Here is a 13,971-nt window from a genome sequence, read left to right as displayed (position 1 = left end):
CACTTCAGGGTTATCGCTTAACCCTTTTAAGATACAAGCTTGTACAACATCTCGATGGACATCTACTCCACAACAACAGGGTAACAAGGCTTGCACTACAACCACCCCTCGTACGTAATTAGCAGGATGGATTGTCTGATTTTTTAAAGTTTATTGTTCGCTGTTTATCAGCAATTCTCTGTACTCTAAGACAATCTGATCATGTTCTAAAAGCGGAGTTATCTCCAAACCGTCCCTCGATCTATTCCTGCTCCTTTGAGTATACCATGTCCGACTTGTTTTCATCGATTCTCCTGTGACTTACTCCTTTTTGTCATGGTTGTTCTAATGAAACAAGATAAATATATCTTAGCCGAAAATGATAATCTTTTCTTGGTAAAACGGGTTATTCAATATGAGACAGGTTTTGAACCGGGACTTGAACTGGTTGGGGTACGGTATGAATTTTGGAATGCCCAATATAAAGATAAGTATGAGCGGGATATCATTGAAGAACCGGTAGCTGGAAAGATTGTTCGCTATTGCCAGCTATATGCGCAATGCACCGATGAGGAGATGCTGGAGCTTTTTTCTAAGAAATCTGCAGCTATAAAGCGTGAATAAACATTCTTGGAATTTATAGCAATTAAGAAACTTATCGTTCTTTTATTTGCCTGGTGTGGACTGACGTTGCTCTCGCAGCCGGCGTCAGTTTTGTTATTTGGTAGCTAAATAAAACAGAAGTTCTTTGACAGACTGCCAGGATTGTCTTATAATAAAATGCGAACGTATGTTCTTGAGAGGAGTGATGGAACATGACGCAGCAACGCTGGATTATTCATGCTGATATGGACGCTTTTTATGCTTCGGTTGAACAGAGGGATCACCCTGAATATCAGGGAAAGCCGGTTATTGTGGGCGGGAAAAGCAATCGTGGTGTTGTAGCGGCTGCTTCCTATGAAGCAAGGCAATATGGCGTACACTCGGCTATGTCTGTCATGGAGGCCAAACGACGTTGTCCGCAGGGAATTTACGTCGTTCCCCAAATTAGTAAATACGCTGAAATTTCGGCTCAGATTGTTCATATTTTCGCGGATTTTTCACCACGGATTGAAACACTGGCCTTGGATGAAGCTTTTTTAGATGTTACCGGTATGGAATTACTACATGGGGATGTCGTGCATATTGCCCGGCAAATCAAAAGCAGGGTGTATGCCGAGTTGGGACTGATCGTATCGGTCGGTGTCGCTGTCAACAAATTTTTGGCCAAATTGGCATCAGCTCACCGGAAGCCTGATGGGCTGGTGATCATTCGCCCGGGAGAAGAACTGGAGTTTCTTGCACCGTTGCCGGTAAGCCGGCTATGGGGCGTAGGGGAGGTTACTGAAAAAAAGCTGAGGCTTCTTCAAGTCGACTCGGTGGGTAAATTAAGAAAAATTGATCCCTATACGCTGGAACGCACTCTGGGTAAAGCTGCGATAGAGCTATACAATTTAGCATGGGGCCGGGATGAACGGCCGGTTATACCTGACCGTGAGGCAAAGTCGATAGGAAATGAAGATACTTTTGAAACGGATATTGAACAACCTGACGAGATTAGGACAAAGCTGCTCGATTTGGCGGAACGAGTCGGATGGCGGGTTAGAAAAGAGGGCTTAGCCGGTAAAACAATTACCTTAAAGGTTCGGTTTTCTTCTTTTCGTACCATTACCCGTAGTATAACGTTACAAGACCCGGTATCTTTGGATGAAGTTATCTATGAGGTTGCATTACAATTAATGGACAAAATTATTGTTAAGGAAGGGATACGCCTTCTGGGCGTGTCCGTGTCCAATTTCAGCCAGCGGTCAACCCAGCTATGCCTGTTTAATGAAGTTACGGAAAAACGTGAAAAAATAGCTTCTACCATGGATGAATTGAAGGAACGGTTCGGGACGGAGATTGTAAAACGGGGCCGGCTGCTTTAGGGTTTGAAGCTTAGCCCGGGCTTAGTATAAGAAACGACGAAGCCAGTATAGCTAATAATAGGATAATATAGACAAAGGAAGCAAGCAGCATTTTCCAGGGAGTCTGCGTACGAAATCCTGGCAACTTGCGCCAGTTGGGTAAAGGTTGTTCCGGGTCAAGGGCAAAGCTATGACCACAGCATGGGCAAACAGAAAATTCGAAGTAACTGACTGTACCACAAACAGGGCACTTCATACACAAAGCCTCCTTTTAGTACCTTGTATCACCTAAATACAATAATCTTTTTCCGTCCCCTTTGTTGCCGAAGCCTTACATATGTTCGTCCGGTATGTAAGGCTCCAGTTTCTGAAAGAAAAATCTTTACAATCCTATCCTAACTTTAAGTGATTCGAGATACTAGTGCTAAATAGTTGATTATAAAAGTTTTCCCGCCAGCCATTTTTCTAATCTTGCAAGAATATGTATGAATAACAAAAAAGAGCTTTACGACATTTCGTAAAGCTCTTAATAATCCTATGGCGACCCCGGCAGGATTCGAACCTGCGACCTTTTGATTCGTAGTCAAACGCTCTATCCAGCTGAGCTACGGAGTCAGTAATCAGCTACTTGTGTAGTATAATCTTTTTAAGTAAACTTGTCAATATAAATAATTGCAAATTGCCGAACCCCTAGCATAACCGTAAACGTTAAGAACTCTTTTCCTTAACAAAGGAGAATAAATGAGAAACAGTCACAATTTGAAAGCCTTGATTTTTTAATTCTTTTGTCAGTTGTTTCATTGCTGCCAGCGATTGATCCGTGGTTATTGTAACGTTAATGATGTCGCCTGAAACAATGTGTTGCATGATTCCTGAAGGAGAATTCTTTACCTCTGCCGGCCAGCCTGCTTCGTTGATCCCGCGGATTATTCTCAATTCAGGATTATACGCGTTTACCGCTTCTAAAACCGTATTTCCATAATAATGACAGGGTGGTTTCATGAGCGATGATTTTCCGGCCACTTGGCGTAACGTGGTGTCGGCAATAACTAATTCTTTATGTATATCTTCTTCTCGCAATTCACCCCAGTATTGCCGCTTTACTCCGTAAATCCCAAATTCATGCCCTTGTTTGACAGCCTTTTTGATCAATGTTTTATTTTGATCAATAATTTGTGAAGGGTAAAAGAAGCTAAGTCGGATATTTTCCTGTTGGCAAAAATCGAGAATTTGATTCAGCTTTTCGGCATTATCTCCCCCTTCTATTGTTAGAGCAACTATGCTTTTAGATACTCGCATATGGTCAATAGGAATGACTGCTGCGGTGCAAACATTAGAATGTAAGGCAATTAGAAAGAAGAATATAATACTGCTAATATATAAGTGTTTTTTCACGAGTTTGACCTCCGGTAAATAGTGTTTCGATTTTAGTATTTCCAAGTCTGATTCCGGATATACATTAATTAACATAAAAGAAAAAATACATTATTGAGGAGCTTGACAATCTTTTAGCTCAATGATAATATATTTACTGTACTAAGGAAGTAATCTTGCTTATGCCGAAGTGGCGGAATTGGCAGACGCACTTGACTCAAAATCAAGCGTAGTAGCCCTACGTGCCGGTTCGAGTCCGGCCTTCGGCACCAGAAAAACCTAGTAAAAACAAGCCTTCTACAGCATTGTAGAAGGCTTGTTTTTCTTTACGCTATGTTGACTTTAGTATAAAGTTGGGTACAAAAAAGCGAAATTGTTTGATTCATAAGCGCCTTCTGTATTTTACTATTGGAAAATCATTAGAATATAAACTGCCTTGCTCCTAAACAAGAGGATTCCTGATAAATTTTGTCTTAATTTGGCATAAAATTCCTTGTTTTTAAAATGGAAAACTAAAAATGGTAAAGGTGATAATCTAATTCTTAGTCGTTTCGCCGGGGGAAAAGTTATAAAATCTACCAATTAACCTAGAGGTAAAAATCAAACAGTAGGCAAGCATGGCGGTTTTAAGTAGCATATGATTCTATATATTTATTATATTTTGGCGAAAAAGTTAAACGAGGGTGTATTATTGGGTCTTTCAGAATTAACCCTTAACAATATTTTAACTATCATTGCCATGTTTCTGCCCCCATTAGTTGCATTACAAGTTAGTAGGATGCTTCAGGAATCTAAAGAAAAAAGGCAACGTAAAATCGAAGTATTTAGGACATTAATGAAAACTCGTGCTTCTACGTTAAGTCCTGAGCATGTTGAAGCATTAAATATGATTGATGTTGAGTTTTATGGTAATGAAAAAAGGAATAGAGCCGTTGTTGAAGCATGGAAATCATCTTTAGACCGTTTAAATCACCTTCTTAGTGCAAATATGGAAGCCTGGGAAGAGAAATGTGAACTATTGGAAAAAGTGGCTATTAGTTTAAATTGATTTTGGGAAATCACATATAAACGTGCTTTGCCTATTATGGTTGCTCCCATGGAAAATGATGATTCTCTACAAGAGAAAAAAGCATCAGCATAAAGTATACTCTCAAGTTGGAGGTGGTATCGTCCGATGATTTTATTGCATGGGCTAATCATACTGTTGCTGTTTGCCAATCAGGTTCTGTATATTATGAACTCACTGATCCTGTGATAGTAATGTTGAATATCTGGCATTTGAGAAAATCATCAGCTTTGAAGTGATTCCGCTGCCGGCAGAGTAAAATTGCTACCTCAATTCTGGTTGATCGCCAGGGCGGAGGGATTTTTTCTTTTTCCGACCGGTAGCTTCATCTGCCGGTTTTTTTTCAATGTTCTGGTCGCTCATTCTTCGAAATAGGCAGTTTTAATAGAATAAATTAAGAACAGTTTATTCATATTATACTTGAAGAGTGGAGGAGGGACGGATTTTGGCAAAGGATATATTTAGCAGAGGTTTTTTGGCAGGTATAAGCGGAGGTATTGTAATGCATGCTTGTGGCCTTTTGTTAGGAGCTGTATTGCCAATTCCTATATTACGTTATGTGGATTGGATGGCTATTATGGTGTTTGCCCATCCCCCGGCCTTTGAATTAATAGAAACCATTATAGCTACGATAGCCAATGTATTTTTTTGTGGGGTATTGGGAATTGTTTTTGCTTATATGATGCCATTGATAAAGCGTGAGAAAATTTATTTAAAAGGATGGGTGTTTTCCTTAGTAGTGTGGATTGGTGCTTATACAATTACAACTATACTTAAGGTAGATGGAACTATGCCTACTTCAGTTGAAACGACAATATTAAATATTAGTGGAGCAACTGTATATGGTTTTACACTGGCTTATGCAACGAATAAATTGATTTATGGAGAAATGAAATCATCACCTGTAACGAATCTAGCACCAGCAATGAAGCCTATGGAAGATAGAGAGGAAAAAGAAAAGTAATCATTTTGCCAATTGAGGCAGGCTTGTGATAAACCGCTTCGGCTAGTCCGTCAAGGGCTTTCGGACAGGAGCCATTGTAGAGAGAACTGGTCTGAATGAAATGGTGATAATCAAGCGTTTGGATGAACTGGCCAGAGAAGGGACGCTTGGTTGGTGAGTGGGAATTGATTTGCAATAGCTGCAGTAATCTAATAGCTAATATCATAAGAAGCCGATCAATATAGAATCGCCACTGGCACATCGATTCTATATTGATCCCATCACAACCGAAAAAGATTAAATAGCGCTTCGGATTACTGAATAGATCAGTCGTCTGCCCCCGGGTACAATGTTGGGTGCAAGAAATTGTATATGTAAGTTATAAATTGCGTTTATTAGTGTACTTATTAAAAATCAGATACCTGTAAACACTCCAATAAATATCTTTACTTTGACTCAAAGTCAAGCGAAGTAGCCCTACGTGCCGGTTCAAGTCCGGACTCCGGCGCCAGAAAATCAGACCTTTCAAGAGATGATCTTGAAAGGTTTTTGTTTTTTATTTATTGCCCAATCGTTTAACACATGACAGCAGAGGACGTGGAGAATATCTTTGAGATGTAACTGGCAGGATGTGTAATAATGAAATATGGAGATTTTGGAAGACAAATAGAATAATCAGAGCTACGTTACTTAAGAAATGGCGTTAGTTTTATGAGAGATTGTTTTCTGGCTGGTATAGATTGGAAATTCTCTTATTTGAGCAAGAACTATCAAGACTGAATGCCTAAGTAAAGATATAATGAAGATAAATGGGGAGAGAGGTGGAATGGATATGAATTATTGCTCCAAGGTGAAAGATTCACTTAACTATATAGAAAAAAATCTTGATAATAAGATTACTCTTGATATTCTGGCTAATAAGGTTCACCTGTCAAAATATTATTATCATAGACTTTTCTGCAAAATGGTAGGTGTATCAGTAAATAAGTATGTTAACCAGAGACGGATGGAAAAGGCGGTTGAAGAACTTATTTTTACAAACCAGCCGATAATGGATATTGCTCTTAAATATCAGTATAGCTCTCAAGAAGCTTTTTCGAGAGCATTTAGGAGGTGCTATAGTGTGACGCCGGGAAAATACCGGAGGATGTACGCAGGGTGTCATAGTAACGTTAGCAATACCTTTGTTTATTCTAAGCAAAATATGAATATTGCTGCGTAATAGGAGGTTATTATGAATAATCTTATACCAGTGGTTATTGAGCAGACTTCTCGTGGTGAACGTTCTTATGATATTTTCTCGCGGCTTTTAAATGATAGAATTATAATGCTTAACGGAATGGTAAATAATGAATCAGCAAGTTTAATTATCGCGCAAATGTTGTTCTTGGAATCTGCTGATTGTGATAAGGATATTAATTTTTACATTAATAGTCCTGGTGGTTCTGTAACGGATGGATTTGCCATTTTGGATACAATGAATTATATCAAATGTGATGTTTCAACGATTAGTGTAGGTCAATCAGGCAGTGCGGGTTCTTTATTCCTCGCGGCCGGAGCAAAAGGTAAACGCTTTGCTTTACCCAATAGTGAGATACTGATCCATCAGCCGTCCATTTCGGGAGGGCTTCAAGGACAAGCTACAGATATAAAAATACATAGTGATTGGCTGGAAAAGACAAAAGAAAAATTGCATAAAATATACAGCCGGCTTACAGGTCAAACCATTGATAAAGTTAGAGCAGACATGGAACGGGATTATTATATGACGGCCGAAGAAGCTAGAAATTACGGGCTTGTTGATAAAATCTTACTTTGCCGACAGTGAAAATCTGTATGTGCGTGTTGTGAGGCAGCCGAATAGAAGGCATAAGTTCATTTTAGTCATAGCTGACAGATATCATTTTAACTGTAGCGAGCGGCCTGGTGTTCGGTACGGGGCAAGATAAAAAGATTGACGAAATATGTTTCGAATGATATAATTAATTTCGTTGTTAGAGGAGTAAGCCTCTGCAAGGTAATATGGTGGCTGTGGTGAAGCGGTTAACACGCCGGATTGTGGCTCCGGTATTCGAGGGTTCGAGACCCTCCAGTCACCCCATAAAATTTGGGGCGTAGCCAAGTTGGTAAGGCACGGGACTTTGACTCCCGCATGCGTTGGTTCGAGTCCAGCCGCCCCAGCCACGTGATCCACTAGCTCAGTCGGTAGAGCACCTGACTTTTAATCAGGGTGTCCCGCGTTCGAGTCGCGGGTGGATCACCATTTTTTTAATTTAATATGCGGGAGTGGCGGAATTGGCAGACGCACCAGACTTAGGATCTGGCGGGTGACCGTGGGGGTTCAAGTCCCTTCTCCCGCACCAAAAAACACCTACTATAGTATAGCTTACTGTAGTAGGTGTTTTTTTCTTGTGGAAAAAGGCGCAGATATAAGACATAGGAAAGTCTTAAGATATCCATTGAAATGGACGCAGAATAAACTGCGTCTATTTTTTTGTTAATTTTTACGATCTGGTTGGTATCTGATGTTAAGCAACCGCCAACTCAAATAAAAAGCATTACTTCTTCACGATATGTTCATTACATCTTCACATCATGTGGGTATGATTACGATATGTGTTAGGAAAGGGGAAGGGACGCATGTGGCTATTGCTTTTAGTGCAATTCTTTGCATTAGGAATTATTGTTCATTACCTTATCATTCTTCGGGAGGAAAGCCGCTTTTGAACAGATATTTTCGATTGATAGATACCATCGAATCAATTCTAGATTGCAGAGAAGCAGAGAAAAGGAGGCACTATGGACAACCGAAAATGGGCAACCGGGAAGAGGTTAGTGCTGATAACCCTCATAACCGTATTGGCAAATACCCCGGTTTTGGCAGCAGAACAGCAGGAAATATTGACCCTACAGCAGATAGTGGATACGGCGGTCAAAAATAATCCGGCTGTTATGGAAAGCCAGAAGCGCTGGGAAGAAAAACAGGCACGTATTGCACTGGCTAAAGCCTGGCCTAACCCTCAGCTTGGCATTATGAAAGATGATATTCCCCAAAACAGCCTCAATCCCTTTGACGCTATGATGACCGAATATACGTTTACTCAGGACATCATGAATCCGGCAAAACTAAAAGCGATGGAGAAAACGGCCAGCAGTGATGCAGGGATGGCCGAAGCCAATTATCGAGACAAGCAAATGGAGGTTTACTCCACAGCGAAATCCGCCTATTATGACCTGCTTTATGCCGATGAGGCACTGGAAATCGGCAAAGAAAATCAGCAATTGATGGGCCAATTGGTACAAATTGCCCAGGTGAATTATTCAACCGGGATGGTACCTTTACAAGATACGCTCCGGGCTCAGACTGAGTTTTCTACAATGACTACGGATTTACTAAATATGGCATCTATGGCGGCGGTAGCTAAAGCCAAGGTGAATACTATTCTTGGCCGTTCAGCCGATGCGCCGTTTGCGGTACAGGAAGAGTTTAGTGCACCGCCACCCAATTTTGATTTAGCTGCATTGCAAAAAGAGGCGCAAACCAATAAACCGGCGGTTGTGGGCATGGAACGGCAACTGGCTATGGCAAAGAACGGTGTGGAGCTGGCTAATAAACAAGGCTTGCCCGATTACCAGTTGAGTATTGGCTATAAAGACAGAAAACAAACAATGATGGATACGCAACCCGACACCTGGAAGATGGAATTTATGGTCATGCTGCCGTTGTGGCAGAGTAAAAACAAGGCAGAAGTCAGATCGGCTGAGGCAAGTCTGGATACTGCCCAGGCATCCTTGGCTACCATGAAAAATATGACTGATCTGGATTTGCAAATGGCCTTGACCGAAGCTCAATCGGCTTGGCGTCAAATTAATCTGTATAAAAACACAGTGATTCCGCAGGCTGAACAAACCTATCAGGCCGGAGTGGTAAGCTATACCAATGGCAAGGTCGATTTTATGGCAGTTTTGGATAGCCTGAACGCCCTGCGCAACGCGAAATTAGATTATTATAAAGCCCGCGTAGATTATGAAAAAGCAGTGGCTAATTTGGAGAAAGCAGTAGGGAAACCCTTGTTTACCAGTGGGGCACCATAAAGGTAATAGGAAATGGAGGGACAGCATGATAGGAAAATTTCGATCCAAAAAGAAAATCATCATGGGCGTAACTGCCGGTATGTTGGTTGTCGGTGGAGTTGGCTATTATTATACCGCGCAGCATAATCAACCGGCAGCAGCAGGGCATGCGGGGCATCAAATGTCCGGGCCGGTCATGGCTATGGGCGATACGGTGACATTAGACGCAAAAGCCCGTCAGCTGGCCGGGCTGCAGACAGCACAAGCTGTTACTAAGCCGCTAAACAAGGAGATAAAGACTACCGGCAAGATTGCTATGAACGAGGATGGAAAAACCTATATTACGTCCCGGGTTGAGGGCCGGGTCGATGAGCTGTATGTAACTGCGGAAGGGGAGACAATCGCTCCCGGCCAGGCTATTGCCGCCGTATACAGTCCAACTTATATTGCCGCTCAGGAAGAGTATTTGCTGACCCTGGAGAATGTACAGAAACTGCAAAATGCCGGCAAGGATGTTGTCCAGATTAACAACCGTCTGCGGGAAGCGGCCCGGCGTAAACTACAACTATTAAATGTTGCGAATGAAGATATTGCTCACCTTGAACATACTCGCCAGACCAAGGACCATATGACAATCTATGCCCAGTTCGGCGGGACGGTATTGGAAAAACAATTACTGCCGGGTGCGTACATTATGCCTGGTGATAAACTATACAGTTTATCGGATTTATCCACTGTATGGCTATATGCTGACATTTACGAAAAGGATATCGCCAGCATTACTCCCGGCCAACAGGTGGTGGTAACGAGTGGAGCCTATCCGGGAGAAACATTTACCGGTCAAGTGACTTTTATTAACCCGGTGCTTGATGATGCGACCCGGACTGTTAAGGTACGGATCGCAATGGCCAATCCTTCGGGAAAATTAAAACCCAATATGTTTGTGAATGCCACTTTGCAAATCCCGTTAGGAGATAGTCTGGTCATTCCGGAATCGGCTATTTTGGATACCGGCAGCCGCAAAATTGTCTTTGTAGCCCAAAGTGAAGACACTTTTGTTAAACGGGACGTAGTTACCGGGCAGTCGGCGGATGGCTATGTTCAAATCCTGTCCGGACTGCAACCGGGAGAAACTGTAGTTACCGCAGCTACCTTCCTTATTGATTCTCAAACCAAACTGGGCAGTTTTGGCAGTCATGCCAGCCACGGTGGCGGGGGAGCCGCAAGCGCACCTGCGGTAACAGGCGATCAGGGCAGTGGCGAATCACCAGCTGCCGGGGGCGAACACAGCGGCCATAGCGGTCATTAAGGAGGATCAGCATGCTCAATCAATTAATCGAGTTTTCCTTGAAAAACCGCGTGATTGTTTTAGTATTAACCGCGTTGGTTATTGTCTGGGGAGTTTTTACCGTACGGGATACTCCTATCGATGCCTTTCCTGACCTGAGTGAAAATCAGGTTCTTGTTTCGGCCGACTGGATGGGACGGGGACCGCAGGAAATTCAGGACCAGGTTACCTATCCCTTGGAGACAGCCTTGCGTGGCCTGCCTAACGTAAAAGAAGTACGTTCGGCTTCTTCTTTCGGGATGTCGCTGATTACTGTTATTTTTGAGGATGGAGTGGAACCTTATTTTGCCCGTCAGGTGGTAAATGAAAAGGTACAGCAGGCTATTCCTCAACTGCCGCGCGGTGTTCAGCCAACACTGGGACCGGTCAGTACGCCAATGGGCCAGGTATTTATGTATACAGTGGAAAGCGACCGCCACAACTTAGCCGATTTACGAACGGTAGAGGATTTTACCATCAAGCAGCAGCTCAGCGCCGTACCCGGTGTAGCCGAAGTGGCCAGCATTGGCGGCTATGTCATGCAGTATCAAGTCAACCTTGACCCGCAGCTTATGCAAAGCTACCGGGTGACGTTTAATCAGGTATTCGGGGCACTGGGAGCTAATAACGCCAATATTGGCGCCAAGGTGGTAGAGCAAAACGGCCAGGAATTCATTATTCGCGGTCTGGGTTTAATTGAATCGATTGATGATATTAAAAACATTGTGATCACCCAAAACAATAATGTCCCTATTTATATCAAAGATGTGGCCAGTGTGGCGGCCGGTCCGGATTTTCGCCGCGGGGTACTGACAAAGTCCGGCTATGAGGCGGCCGGCGGCATTGTCATTCAGCGTATGGGCGAAAATACTCTTAATGTTATCGATCAAGTGAAAGCTAAAATCGCCGAGATTCAGCCAACTTTACCAGAAGGAATGAGGATCGTCCTTTTTTATGACCAAACCGATTTGGTGAAAAAAGCGGTCAATACGCTAACCCGGGCACTTATTGAAGAGTTTATTCTGGTTTCTATCATTGTAGTTCTTTTTTTAGGCAATGTCCGGTCCAGCTTGATTGTTACCAGCGCCATCCCGATTGGTATTTTAATTGCATTGATTGCTATGAAGCAAATTCATTTGTCAGCTAATTTGATGTCTCTTGGCGGGATTGCTATCGGCATTGGAGTTATGACGGATGCGGCTATCGTTATGGTAGAAAATATCTTCCGGCATTTGGCCGAGGATCGCGGACGGCGCAATATCATTGAAGTAACACTGGAAGCCGCGAAAGAAGTAGCCGCACCCATTTTCTTTTCCATAATAATTATTATTGTCAGCTTCCTGCCGGTCTTTACCATGACCGGTACCGAGGGTAAAATGTACACGCCGATGGCCTGGGCAAAGTCCTTTGCTATGAGCGGATCGCTGCTGCTGGCCTTTACGCTGGTACCGGTATTGTGCACCTTGCTGCTTAAAGGTAAGATCCAGGAAAAGGATACCTGGATTGTTGCAAAAATGCATCAGTGGTATGAGCCGGTTTTAAAAGCTGTGATGAAGTATTATAAAACTACCATTACGGCCGCTATTGCTGTTATGATTGCCGGATTTTCCTTGCTGCCGCTTTTAGGAACAACCTTTATGCCGGCCTTGGATGAAGGAACATTTCTGGTGATGCCGACCATGCTGCCCAGTGTATCTTTGTCCGAAGCCCTGGAAGCAGCCAAAACCATGGATAAAGTCATCATGGACATTCCTGAAGTCGATATGTCGGTAGGAAAAGTCGGCCGGGCGGAATCGGCTATGGACCCGGCTCCCATCAGCATGATTGAGACCATCGTGGCCTTAAAGCCCAAGGCAGAGTGGCGGCCTGGTGTAACCAAAGACATCATCGAACAGGAAATGATGGCCAGACTTGCCAACATTCCCGGTCTAAATTTAGCCTTTACTCAGCCGATTGCCGGCCGGTTATCAATGTTGACTACCGGGGTACGTACCGAATTAGGCATTAAACTGTACGGGGAAGACCTAGCCGTATTGCAGCAAAAAGCTTTTGATATTGAAAAAGCCTTGGCAACGGTAACGGGCGTCAGCGACCTTCTGGCGGAACGGGTTTTTGGTGCCTCTTATCTGGAGATTCAGGTTAACCGGGAAAAAGCGGCCCGTTATGGTTTGAACATTGCTGATGTTGAAGATGCCGTGGAACTGGCAGTCGGAGGTAAAAGTGCCACCACTACCATCGAAGGGCGTAAGCGTTTCAACGTGCTGGTGCGCTATAATCGGGAAAACCGCGAAAGCATTGACGCTATGCAAAATATTCTGATCCCGGTAACCGGCAGCGGGGCGGCTGTAACAGCAAATGCCGACGTTGGGATGGGCGGCATGGGCGGTGGTGGCGTGGCTGCAGCGGCTAAACCGGTCAGCGGAGCCTATGTACCGCTAGGGGAAGTTGCCCAATTTCAAGTGGTTGACGGACCATCAATGATCAGCAGCGAAAACGGTGTCTACCGGATGATTGTACAGATGAATACCCGGGGACGGGATGTGGTTAGCTTTGTGAATGAAGCCAATAAGGTTATTAAAGAAAAGGTGGATTTGCCTCCCGGTTATTCTATGAAATGGACCGGACAGTATGAAAATCAGCAACGGGCTAAAGACCACCTGGCTATTGTAGTTCCGGCAGTTGTGGTACTCACCTTCTTTTTGCTTTACATGAGCTTTAAGTCGGTCAGCGATGCTTTCCTTATCTTAATGAATATTCCTTTCTCTTTGGTCGGTGGTATTGTGGCGATGTATCTGACCAATACCTATCTGACGGTAGCGGCGGCAGTCGGATTTATTGCCCTCTTTGGAATTGCCGTGCAAAACGGGGTAATTATGGTGACGTATATAAAACACCTGAGAGATCACCGGTCTTTGGAAGAAGCAATTATGGAAGGAGCGTTTACCCGTTTGCGGCCGGTTATGATTACTGCGCTTGTCGCCAGCTTAGGCTTGTTTCCGCTTATCTTTGCAACTGGTACGGGCGCCGAGGTGCAACGGCCGATGGCTACGGTTGTTGTCGGCGGACTGGTTACCTCCACAATTTTGACACTGGTTGTACTGCCTTGTATATATCTGGTCTGGCATCGGTGGCTTGAGCGGAAAAAACCAACTGTAACCGGAGACTCTCATACGGTAGAGTAAACTGACCGATAAATCAAATCGGTTACCTGAAAAAACGGTGGTGGGGCATCCTGCCCTACCGCAAAAGCAGTAATAAGCTA

10 protein-coding genes and 6 tRNA genes are annotated in these 13,971 nt (G+C 43.5%); 14 read left to right on the top strand and 2 right to left on the bottom strand.

Translation table 11 applies throughout. The features are described from left to right. The first annotated feature begins 327 nt into the window (after nt 1–327). Nucleotides 328–603 (top strand): hypothetical protein, encoded by a 276-nt coding sequence (locus F3H20_RS15740; protein ID WP_149735844.1) that lies wholly within the window; start codon nt 328–330, stop codon nt 601–603. A 191-nt stretch (nt 604–794) separates the two neighbouring features. Further along, the gene (locus tag F3H20_RS15735; RefSeq protein WP_149735843.1) at nt 795–1,946 is read left to right on the top strand and encodes a DNA polymerase IV; all 1,152 of its coding nucleotides are present in this window, start codon (nt 795–797) and stop codon (nt 1,944–1,946) included. 517 nt (nt 1,947–2,463) lie between these two features. On the opposite strand, the gene F3H20_RS15725 is transcribed toward F3H20_RS15735, so the two are convergent. Next, nucleotides 2,464–2,540: transfer RNA gene (locus tag F3H20_RS15725), tRNA-Arg, on the bottom strand. A gap of 93 nt (nt 2,541–2,633) precedes the next feature. Further along, complete coding sequence (locus tag F3H20_RS15720) at nt 2,634–3,320, bottom strand: polysaccharide deacetylase family protein (RefSeq protein WP_188128365.1); 687 nt, start codon at nt 3,318–3,320, stop codon at nt 2,634–2,636. Between the two features lie 163 nt (nt 3,321–3,483). On the opposite strand from F3H20_RS15720, the gene F3H20_RS15715 reads away from it, so the two are divergent. The 12 genes from F3H20_RS15715 (at nt 3,484) to F3H20_RS15660 (ending at nt 13,891) form a co-directional block, all read left to right on the top strand. Next, nucleotides 3,484–3,571: transfer RNA gene (locus F3H20_RS15715), tRNA-Leu, on the top strand. Between the two features lie 365 nt (nt 3,572–3,936). After that, nucleotides 3,937–4,347, top strand: coding sequence for a DUF6680 family protein (locus tag F3H20_RS15710; protein WP_149735840.1), 411 nt, complete (start codon nt 3,937–3,939; stop codon nt 4,345–4,347). 463 nt (nt 4,348–4,810) lie between these two features. Continuing rightward, complete coding sequence (locus tag F3H20_RS15705; RefSeq protein WP_149735839.1) at nt 4,811–5,329, top strand: DUF6789 family protein; 519 nt, start codon at nt 4,811–4,813, stop codon at nt 5,327–5,329. An 805-nt stretch (nt 5,330–6,134) separates the two neighbouring features. Then, nucleotides 6,135–6,530: a helix-turn-helix transcriptional regulator gene (locus F3H20_RS15700; protein WP_223191804.1), complete on the top strand. Its 396-nt coding sequence runs from the start codon at nt 6,135–6,137 to the stop codon at nt 6,528–6,530. A gap of 12 nt (nt 6,531–6,542) precedes the next feature. After that, on the top strand, nt 6,543–7,136 hold the full coding sequence (locus tag F3H20_RS15695; protein ID WP_149735838.1) for an ATP-dependent Clp protease proteolytic subunit: 594 nt from the start codon (nt 6,543–6,545) through the stop codon (nt 7,134–7,136). Nucleotides 7,137–7,333: 197 nt separating this feature from the next. Next, nucleotides 7,334–7,409: transfer RNA gene (locus tag F3H20_RS15690), tRNA-His, on the top strand. Nucleotides 7,410–7,416: 7 nt separating this feature from the next. Beyond that, nucleotides 7,417–7,492: transfer RNA gene (locus F3H20_RS15685), tRNA-Gln, on the top strand. A 3-nt stretch (nt 7,493–7,495) separates the two neighbouring features. Then, nucleotides 7,496–7,571: transfer RNA gene (locus F3H20_RS15680), tRNA-Lys, on the top strand. Nucleotides 7,572–7,588: 17 nt separating this feature from the next. Then, nucleotides 7,589–7,671: transfer RNA gene (locus F3H20_RS15675), tRNA-Leu, on the top strand. A 436-nt stretch (nt 7,672–8,107) separates the two neighbouring features. Next, nucleotides 8,108–9,403, top strand: a complete 1,296-nt coding sequence (locus F3H20_RS15670; protein WP_149735837.1) for a TolC family protein — start codon at nt 8,108–8,110, stop codon at nt 9,401–9,403. Between the two features lie 25 nt (nt 9,404–9,428). Then, entirely contained in the window at nt 9,429–10,691 is a 1,263-nt protein-coding gene (locus F3H20_RS15665) for an efflux RND transporter periplasmic adaptor subunit (protein WP_149735836.1), read from the top strand. Nucleotides 10,692–10,702: 11 nt separating this feature from the next. Continuing rightward, on the top strand, nt 10,703–13,891 hold the full coding sequence (locus tag F3H20_RS15660) for an efflux RND transporter permease subunit (protein WP_149735835.1): 3,189 nt from the start codon (nt 10,703–10,705) through the stop codon (nt 13,889–13,891). Nucleotides 13,892–13,971: the final 80 nt, after the last annotated feature.

The organism is Propionispora hippei DSM 15287 (assembly GCF_900141835.1).
Taxonomy (GTDB): Bacteria; Bacillota; Negativicutes; order Propionisporales; family Propionisporaceae; genus Propionispora; species Propionispora hippei.
Note: the sequence above shows the minus strand (reverse complement) of the source record. Positions and strands in the feature narration are given on the sequence as shown.